The organism is Caulobacter sp. BK020 (assembly GCF_004342605.1).
In the GTDB taxonomy this organism is placed as follows: Bacteria; Pseudomonadota; Alphaproteobacteria; order Caulobacterales; family Caulobacteraceae; genus Caulobacter.
Map to the genome: position 1 here is coordinate 36,392 of NZ_SLZL01000027.1, position 9,300 is coordinate 45,691.

The window sequence follows — 9,300 nt, forward strand, 5'->3', positions numbered from 1 at the left end:
CCCGTGAGGTAGCACATCGCCCCTCCCGAACCAGAGACATATTGAAAACGTCGACGCTTTTCGGCGTCAGGCGGGGGTTCCCGCGTCGAGCTCGGCCAACCAGGCGTCCGCCGTCGCGTCCGACGGCATGCGCCAGTCGCCGCGCGGCGAGAGGGCCCCGCCAGACGAGATCTTCGGGCCGTTGGGCATGGCCGAGCGCTTGAACTGGTTGGCGAAGAACCGCTTCAGGAACAGCGCCAGCCAGCGCTTGATCTCCGGCAGGTCGTAGGTCCGCTTGGCGGCTTCCGGGATCCCGGCCGGCCAGGCGCCGGCGGCGGCGTCATGCCAGGCGGTCCAGGCCAGGAAGGCGATCTTCGACGGCGCCATGCCGTAGCGGGTCAGGTAGTAGAGATTGAAATCCTGCAGGGCGTAGGGGCCCACGAAGCTTTCGGTCGCCTGGACTTCCTCGCCCGGCACCAGTTCCGGCGAGATCTCGGTGGCCAGGATGTCCTCCAGCAGGTCGCTGGTCTCAGCGTCCACGTCGCCCGAGGCCGCGACGAAGCGGATCAGGTGCTGGATCAGGGTCTTGGGCACCCCGGAATTGGGGTTGTAGTGGCTCATCTGGTCGCCGACCCCGTAGGTGCACCAGCCCAACGCCAGCTCCGAAAGATCGCCTGTGCCGACCACCATGCCGTGGTGGTGGTTGGCGAGACGGAACAGATAGTCGGTGCGCAGGCCGGCCTGGACGTTCTCGAAGGTCACGTCATAGACGGGCTCGCCCTTGGCGAACGGATGGCCGAGATCGGCCAGCATCTGCTGGGCCGTCGGGCGGATGTCGAGCTCCTCGGCGGTGACGCCCATGGCCGTCATCAGCTTCCAGGCGTTGGACTTGGTGCCCTCGGAGGTGGCGAAGCCCGGCAGGGTATAGGCGCGGATGTCCGAGCGCGGCCGGCCTAGCTGGTCCATGGCCTTGGCGGCGACGATCAGGGCGTGGGTCGAGTCCAGCCCGCCGGAAACCCCGATCACCAGGCTCCGGGAGCCCGTGGCCTCGACGCGGCGCGCCAGGCCCTGAACCTGGATGTTGTAGGCCTCGTAGCAGTTCTCGGCCAACTTGGTCGGGTCGGACGGCGTGAACGGGAAGCGCTCGATTGGCCGGACGAGCGGCAGGTCGCCGGCCGGCGGCGCGAAGTCCAGCGGCACGATGCGGAACGGCGTTTCCGGTGAGCTCAGCGTGGTGGAGTCGCCGAAGCTGCCGACCCGCATCCGCTCCTGCCGCAGCCGGGCGACATCGACATCGGCCATGGCCATCACCGGGCCGGTCGAGAATCGCGGGCTCTGGGCCAGCAGGTTTCCCATCTCGTGGATGTCGACATGGCCGTCCCAGGCCAGGTCCGTCGAGCTCTCGCCCGCGCCGGCCGCCGAATAGACATAGGCGGCGATCGTCCGGGCCGACTGGCTGGCGCACAGCAGACGGCGGGTCTCGGACTTGCCGATGGTGATGTTGCTGGCCGACAGGTTCAGCAGAATCTCGGCCCCGGCCATGGCCTGGGCGGTGCTGGGCGGGGCGGGGGTCCAGACGTCCTCGCAGATCTCGATCCCGACGGTGAAGGCGGATGGGCCAAGGTTGCGCAGCAGGACGTCCGTCCCGAACGGCGCAGCCTGGCCGGCCAGGTCCAGGGTGCGGCCGACAACGCCCGCGCCGGGCGTGAACCAACGGCGCTCGTAAAACTCGCGATAGTTGGGCAGGAAGCTCTTGGGGACCACCGCCCGCACCCGACCAGCCTGGATGGCCACGGCGGTGTTGTAGAGCCGGCCGGCGTCACGCAGCGGCGCGCCGACCACGAACAGCGGCGACAGGGTCTTGCTCTCCTGCGCCAGGGTGGCGATCGCCGCCTCGACCGCGTCGAGCAGGGCGTCCTGCTGCACCAGGTCGTCGACCGTGTAGCCGGTCAGGCCCAGCTCGGGCAGCACCAGCACCGCGACACCGCTTTCGTGGGCCTGGCGCACCAGGGCCAGCACGCCCTGGGCGTTGGCGGCCGGGTCGGCCAGCTTGACCTTCGGGACCGCTGTGGCGACCCGGACGAAGCCATGGCGATAGGGCGAGAAGAACGACGGAGAACTCAAGAGACCCGGCCTTTCGAAGTTATGCTAAAAATGAGCATAAGCCTGTCTCCAGCTATAACGCGTGCGGACGTTGTTGCATAGCGCCCACGCAGGCGTTCCGGCGGAGCTCGCGGGCCGGCTCGCGGGTTGACCCCAGGGGGTCATCGTGCGACTCGCGGCCTCGCGCAGCCCCGCCGAACAAGAACAACCCGGAACTCCCATGCCCGTTTCGCCCGTCAAGATGGCCGACGCGATCCGCGTCCTTTCCATGGACGCCGTCCACAAGGCCAAGTCCGGCCACCAGGGCATGCCGATGGGCATGGCCGACGTGGCCACGGTGCTGTGGGGCAAGTTCCTGAAGTTCGATGCGTCCAAGCCGGACTGGGCCGACCGCGACCGCTTCGTGCTGTCTGCCGGCCACGGCTCGATGCTGCTCTATTCCCTGCTGCACCTGACCGGCTTCAAGGCCGTGACGATGCAGGAGGTCGAGAACTTCCGTCAGTGGGGCTCGCTGACCCCCGGCCACCCGGAGGTGCATCACACCCCGGGCGTGGAGACCACTACCGGCCCGCTGGGCCAGGGCCTGGCCACGGCGGTCGGCATGGCCATGGCCGAGGCTCATCTGGCCGCGCGGTTCGGCCAGGACGTCGTCGATCACCGCACCTGGGTGATCGCCGGCGACGGCTGCCTGATGGAGGGCGTCAGCCACGAGGCGATCAGCCTGGCCGGCCGCCTGAAGCTCAGCAAGCTGACGGTGCTGTTCGACGACAACAACACCACCATCGACGGCGAGGCCACCATCGCCGAAACCGGCGACCAGCTGGCCCGGTTCAAGGCGGCCGGCTGGGCGGTCAAGGCCGTCGACGGCCATGACCACGGCAAGATCGCCGCCGCCCTGCGCTGGGCGACCAAGCAGGATCGCCCGACCCTGATCGCCTGCAAGACCCTGATCTCCAAGGGCGCGGGCCCCAAGGAAGGCGATCCCCACAGCCACGGCTACACCCTGTTCGACGACCAGATCCGCGACGCGCGCCTGGCCATGGGCTGGGACGCCGCGCCGTTCACCGTGCCGGAAGACATCGCCAAGGCCTGGAAGAGCGTCGGGCGCCGCGGCGCCAAGGTCCGCAAGGCCTGGGAGGCGGCCGTCGCCGCCTCGCCCCTGGCCGACGACTTCGCCCGCGCCATGAAGGGCGAGCTGCCGGCTGACGCCTTCAAGGCGCTGGACGCCCACATCGCCGAAGCCGCCCGCACCAAGCCGGGCAACGCCACCCGCGTCCACTCGGGCGCGGCTCTGGACCAGCTGATCCCGACCATCACCGACATGGTCGGCGGCTCGGCCGACCTGACCGGCTCGAACAACACCTTCGTCAAGGGCATGAAGCCGTTCGACGCGCCCGACTACGCCGGCCGCTACGTACACTACGGCGTGCGCGAGTTCGGCATGGCCGCGGCGATGAACGGCATGGCCCTGCACGGCGGCGTCATTCCCTATTCGGGCACCTTCCTGGCCTTCGCCGACTACAGCCGGCCGGCCATCCGCCTGGGCGCCCTGATGCAGGCCCGGGTGATCCACGTGATGACCCACGACTCCATCGGCCTGGGCGAGGACGGCCCCACCCACCAGCCGGTCGAGCACGTGGCCTCCCTGCGCGCCATCCCCAACCTGCTGGTCTTCCGTCCGGCCGACGCGGTCGAGACCGCCGAGTGCTGGAAGCTCGCCCTGCAGCAGGCCGCCACCCCCTCGGTGATGTGCCTGTCGCGCCAGAAGGTCCCGGGCGTGCGCGACACGGCCGCCGAGAACCTGTCGGCCAAGGGCGCCTACGAGCTGCTGGCCGCCGATGGCGGCGAGGCGGCGGTGACGATCTTCGCCTCGGGCACGGAAGTCTCGGTCGCCGTGGCGGCCCGCGACATCCTGCAGGGCCAGGGCAAGCCCACCCGCGTCGTCTCGACTCCTTGCTGGGAACTGTTCGAGCAGCAGGACGCCGCGTACCAGGCTTCCGTCATCGGGACGGCCCCGGTCCGCATCGCCGTCGAGGCCGCCGTCCGCATGGGCTGGGAGCGCTTCATCGGCGTGGACGGCCGTTTCGTCGGGATGACCGGCTTCGGCGCCAGCGCGCCCTATGAGCGGCTCTACAAGGAGTTCGGGATCACGGCCGAGGCGGCGGCGGCGGCGGCGGCGGCGGCGATCTAGAGCAAATCGCGCGATATAGGAATCGCACGATTTGCTCTAGGTTTTTGTTTTCGCATCGCTTTTGCAGAAAACCGGCGTCCACTTTTCCGCGCGATGCTCTAGCGGAACCCGCCCCGCCGGTCCCGGCGGGGCCGTTCCTCAGGATCGCTAGAGCGCGCGTACCTCCAGGCCTGGCTTCAGGTTCACCAGGTCGAACACGTCATACTGGCTCGTCATCCTGGCCTTCAGCGCCTTGGCCGCCTGGTCGGGCGAACCGGGCAGTTCGAACAGCTCGCCGCTGATCGGCTCCACGCGGCCCAGCGGGCCCAGGATCTCCATAGCCCTGGCCAGGAACCCTCCAAGGTCGTCGTCGCCCACGGCGATGGCCGTCGGGTTGCATTCAAAGAACACCACGGGCCGGTCTTCCGAGAGGATGCGGCGCGCACCGCGCAGCGCAGCGATCTCGTTCCCCTCCACATCGATCTTGATGAAATCGATGGGCCCCTGCCCAGGTTTCAAGTGACCATCGAGCGGCACGACATGGACCTTGTAGCTGCTGCCGTCGGCGCTCACGCTGAGGCGGCTGCCAGCCGCGAAGTCCGGATTGAAATCGAAGCCGAACTCGCCGTCGTCTTCCCCGACGGCCAATTCCTCGACCTGAACCCGCTCCTCGAAACCGTTCAGCGCAACGTTCTGGGTCAGGAGAGCGAAGTTCTCCTTCGACGGCTCGAACGCCACCACACTGACGTCCGGAAAGATGTCGATCATGCACAGCGAAGACAGGCCGATGTTGGCCCCGACGTCCAGGGCCCGCCGCAAGGCGAGCACGTCGCGGTTCCGGTTCAGAAAATTGTACAGGGCCGAGAGGTCGTGCTCCGGCAGCATCTGGAAGTATCTGTCCGCTTCGTCGCCAAGCACCTTGTAAGGACGGCTGAAGGTGATGGAACGTTCGGAAAGCATGACCGGAAATCCGTCTTTTACAGAAGCGACACGTTGCGCATCGTCCGGTATCGGCTTTTAGCGGCTCGGCCGATCCGCGCAAGTTGCACGATCGCATTTGGCTTCTCACCCAAAAGTCGCGACTTCCGAGAGGGGCGGTGAACAAATTGGTGATCAATAGGTTCTAGAAAGCCTCGTTCGCAAGCTTTCGCGCCCCCCAATCCCTCCCGTTTCAGGTGAGACATGATCGATACGCCGCTGCCTTCGGACGAAGAAGTCATCTACGCCACGGTCCAGGGCGCCACCTACAATGGCGGGCCCGGCCCCACCGCGGTCAGCTATGAGAACGCCACCGCGGGCGTCGGCGCCTATCTTGTTTCGAGCAGCGATACGTTCGGCTTGGCCAAGAACGCCGTCTACCATGGCGTCGAGGATCTGGTTGGCAGCGCGTTCAACGACTATCTCTGGGGCGACGGCAACAACAACGACCTCTACGGAAGGGAAGGCGCCGACGCGCTCTACGGCTTCGCCTACACGACCACTTCCGTGACCCACCTCTACGGCGGCGCGGGATTGGACACCCTCCTGGGCGGCATGGGCATCGACGTGATCGATGGCGGCGGCGACGAGGACACCGTCTCCTACTATCTGTCGCCTACGGGGCTGACGATCTCGCTGGCCAATCCCAGCCTGAACACCGGCTGGGCCGCCGGCGACAGCTACGTCGACGTCCAGGACGTCATCGGCAGCAATTTCAACGACATCATCTGGGGCAGCAACGAGGGCGTCCTCAACCAGCTGCAGGGGCAGGACGGAAACGACGAAATCCACGGCGGCTCCGGCTACAACGTCCTGATCGGTGGAGCCGGAGCCGACAAGCTCTACGCCAACGGCGTGGGCATGAACCTGGTCGATTACGAAACCGCGACCTCGGGCCTGACCGCCTCGTTGCAGAATCCAGGCATCAACACCGGCGACGCCGCCGGCGACGCCTATTTCAACCTGGTCAACGGCGACCTGGCCGGCACGCCCTATGCCGACATCTTGTGGGGCGACGCTCAGAACAATCACCTGATCGGCGACCCCACTCCAGCCGACTACGGAAACCGTTTCGGCAATGACCAGCTGCACGGCGGCGACGGTGACGACATCATCGAGGGAAACCTCGGCGCCGATGTCCTGGACGGCGGAAATGGCCTCGACTACGCCGCCTATTCCACTGCGGCCGCCGCAGTGCACGTGTCGCTTCTCAACCCGGAAACCAACACCGGCGAAGCGGCCGGCGACACCTATTTGGCGATCGAAGGAGTCTTCGGCTCGAACTTCGACGACGTCATCGTCGGCGACGCGGGCGGCAACATCCTGTTCGGTGAGGCCGGCAACGATCAGATCGACGGCGGCGCGGGAGACGACATCCTGGTCGGCGGCCCAGGCGGCGACCATCTGAATGGCGGTACGGGCTTCAACTATGTCAGCTACGCCAATCTCACGGTCGGGGTGATCGCCTCGCTGACGAATGCGAGCGCCAACACGGGCGAGGCCGCCGGCGACACCTTCTCCAACATCCAGGGCTTCCTGGGCTCGAATTTCAACGACACCTTCTACGGTGACGCCAATGTCAACGTGATCCAGGGCGCCGCCGGCAACGACACGATCTACGGCGGCGGGGGTAGCGACCTGATCACGGGCGGCGACGGCGACGACGTGATCATCGCGGGGGCGGGCACGGCGGTGCTCCACGGCGAAGGGGGGGCCGACACCTTCCGCTTCTTGTCCGCCACCGACTCGGTGATGACCCCGCAGATCGCGCCCACCCAGATCAACGACTTCCAGTCGGGCGTGGACAAGATCGACATTTCGGCCGTTCAGGCTCAGAGCGTCCAGATTCTCCAGGAGAACGGCTTCTACACGCTGGCCGCGACGACGACGGCCGGCACCCTTTATGTGCGGTCAACCAACGCCTTCGTGTTGTCCGACGTCATCACTTCGACTCCCGGCCAGGCCCTGACCGGCACGGCCGGCTACGACCAGCTCGTCGGCGGCAGCGGCGCCGACACGATCTGGGGCAAGGGCGCTGGCGACAGCCTGACCGGGGCGGGTGGTCCCGACGTGTTCAAGTACACGTCCTATGGCGACTCAACCCAGTCGGCCTACGACATCATCAAGGACTTCCAGACGAACATCGACAAGATCGACCTGACCGCCCTTCAGCCGACCTATATAAGCATGCTGCACTATCAGGGGGCGACCTACTTCTTCCCCTGGACGTCGGGTGGGGTCATGCAGATCGCGGCCATCGGCGATGTGCGGGCCACGGATGTCCTGACCGGGACGGCGACCAACTACTATATCGTCGGCGACGACAGCGGCATGACCCTGGTCGGCGGCGCAAGCGACGACAGCATCGTCGGCGGGGCGGGCGACGACGCCCTGTTCGGCGGGGCCGGCGGCGACGCCCTGTACGGCGGGGCGGGAACCAACACGTTCAGCTATGCGTCGGCGGCGGAGTCCAACAACGCCCACCTGGACATCATCCACGACTTCAAGACCGGCGTGGACAAGATCGACCTGACGGCGACGGCGCCCTCGAACGTCAGCATCCTCCGCTACAACGGCGGGGCGTTCGTCAATAGCGGCGGCGTGGGCGGCGGCCTGCAGATCGGCTCGACCACCGCGATCAACGGCTCGGACATCGTCGGCCTGACGGGCGGGGTCTACCTGGTGGGCGAGGACGTCAACGCCACCCTGATCGGCAGCGCCAAGGACGACACCATCGTCGGCGGCTCGGCCAACGACACGATCATCGGCGGCGCCACCGGCGACGCCCTGTTCGGACGCGGCGGAGCCGACACCTTCGTCTACGGCTCGGCGACCGAGTCCAACCCCAACGCCGGCCAGCTGGACATCATCCACGACTTCCAGACCGGCGTGGACACGCTGGACCTGACGGCCCTGGGCGCCAGCAACGTCAGCATCCTGCACTACCAGGGCGGCACGTTCATCGCCGGGGCCTCGGCCTCGGGCGTGTTCCAGATCGCCTCGATCCACGACATCAACGCCACCGACATCCTGGGCCTGACCGGCGGGGCCTACATCGTCGGCGACGAACTGGCCAACACCCTGCGGGGGGCGAACTTCAGCGAGACCATCGTCGGCGGGGCCGGCGACGACGTGATCATCGGCGGCGGCGCGGCCGACGCCCTGTTTGGCGGGACCGGTGCCGACACCTTCAAGTTCCTGGCCAAGACCGACTCCACACCCAGCGCGGCCGACATCATCCACGACTTCCAGACCGGCGTGGACAAGATCGACCTGACCGCCCTGCACACCAACGGCGCCAACGATCACTACAGCCTGGTCTCCGACGCCAACGCCTCCTACCTGTTCGTCCAGCTGGCCGGCAACACCGGCAACGACCTGCAGATCCTGATCGCGACCCCTGACGTCCACGCCAGCGACATTCTCTGGTAAGGACACGGCCCGCCTTCCCTCGGACGGCGGGCCGTTTTTCCTCCAATCCGGGTCGAAGGCTGAAGGCCTTGGCGTCGGGCGGTGACGTATAGTCGCTCGGAGGCCCACGTCGATTCGAGCAGCACGTCGCGACGGCCGACGCCCTGTCTCAGCCTTCCGCCGAAACGGCGATCCCGGCGGCGGTCGAACGGCTGATAGGCCAGGGCCGTGAACTCTTCGTCCGCGCGCGACGGTCGGTCCAGCCACCGGTTCCATTCGCTGAACTGGACGCAGTCAAACCGGACATTATGGACTTCCCTGTTGCGTCTTAGGGCGTTTTCCAGCCCGCGCTCGCGGATTCCACCGAGGGCAGGACCCACAAGAAGTCCTCAACGCGTCATCTAGCCGTCTGGTGACAAGCGAAGAAGCGGTGAGAACTGCCATAAACTGCTCGCCCCGCGCCTAGAGCAAATCGCGCGATTCAGGAATCGCACGATTTGCTCTAGCTTTTTGTTTTCGCATCGCTTTTGCGGAAAACCGGCATCCACTTTTCCGCGCGATACTCTAGAGCGGGTTGAGGTTTAGCTGAATCGCGGGATTCCCAAATCAGCTGGCGTCTGATTCAAGATGCTGGCTGGGAAGGAGGCCAGCATGGATGG

The 9,300-nt window shown here is 66.7% G+C and carries 4 protein-coding genes; 2 read left to right on the forward strand and 2 right to left on the reverse strand.

Annotated features, from left to right (window positions below; translation table 11 throughout):
- Window positions 1–66: 66 nt before the first annotated feature.
- On the reverse strand, window positions 67–2,103 hold the full coding sequence (locus tag EV278_RS22185; protein WP_132096131.1) for an NAD(+) synthase: 2,037 nt from the start codon (window positions 2,101–2,103) through the stop codon (window positions 67–69).
- A gap of 199 nt (window positions 2,104–2,302) precedes the next feature.
- On the opposite strand from EV278_RS22185, the gene tkt reads away from it, so the two are divergent.
- On the forward strand, window positions 2,303–4,273 hold the full coding sequence (tkt, locus tag EV278_RS22190; RefSeq protein WP_132096133.1) for a transketolase: 1,971 nt from the start codon (window positions 2,303–2,305) through the stop codon (window positions 4,271–4,273).
- 147 nt (window positions 4,274–4,420) lie between these two features.
- On the opposite strand, the gene EV278_RS22195 is transcribed toward tkt, so the two are convergent.
- Window positions 4,421–5,212 (reverse strand): FkbM family methyltransferase, encoded by a 792-nt coding sequence (locus tag EV278_RS22195; protein ID WP_132096135.1) that lies wholly within the window; start codon window positions 5,210–5,212, stop codon window positions 4,421–4,423.
- 222 nt (window positions 5,213–5,434) lie between these two features.
- On the opposite strand from EV278_RS22195, the gene EV278_RS22200 reads away from it, so the two are divergent.
- Window positions 5,435–8,662, forward strand: a complete 3,228-nt coding sequence (locus EV278_RS22200) for a calcium-binding protein (RefSeq protein ID WP_132096137.1) — start codon at window positions 5,435–5,437, stop codon at window positions 8,660–8,662.
- The last annotated feature ends 638 nt before the right edge of the window (window positions 8,663–9,300 follow it).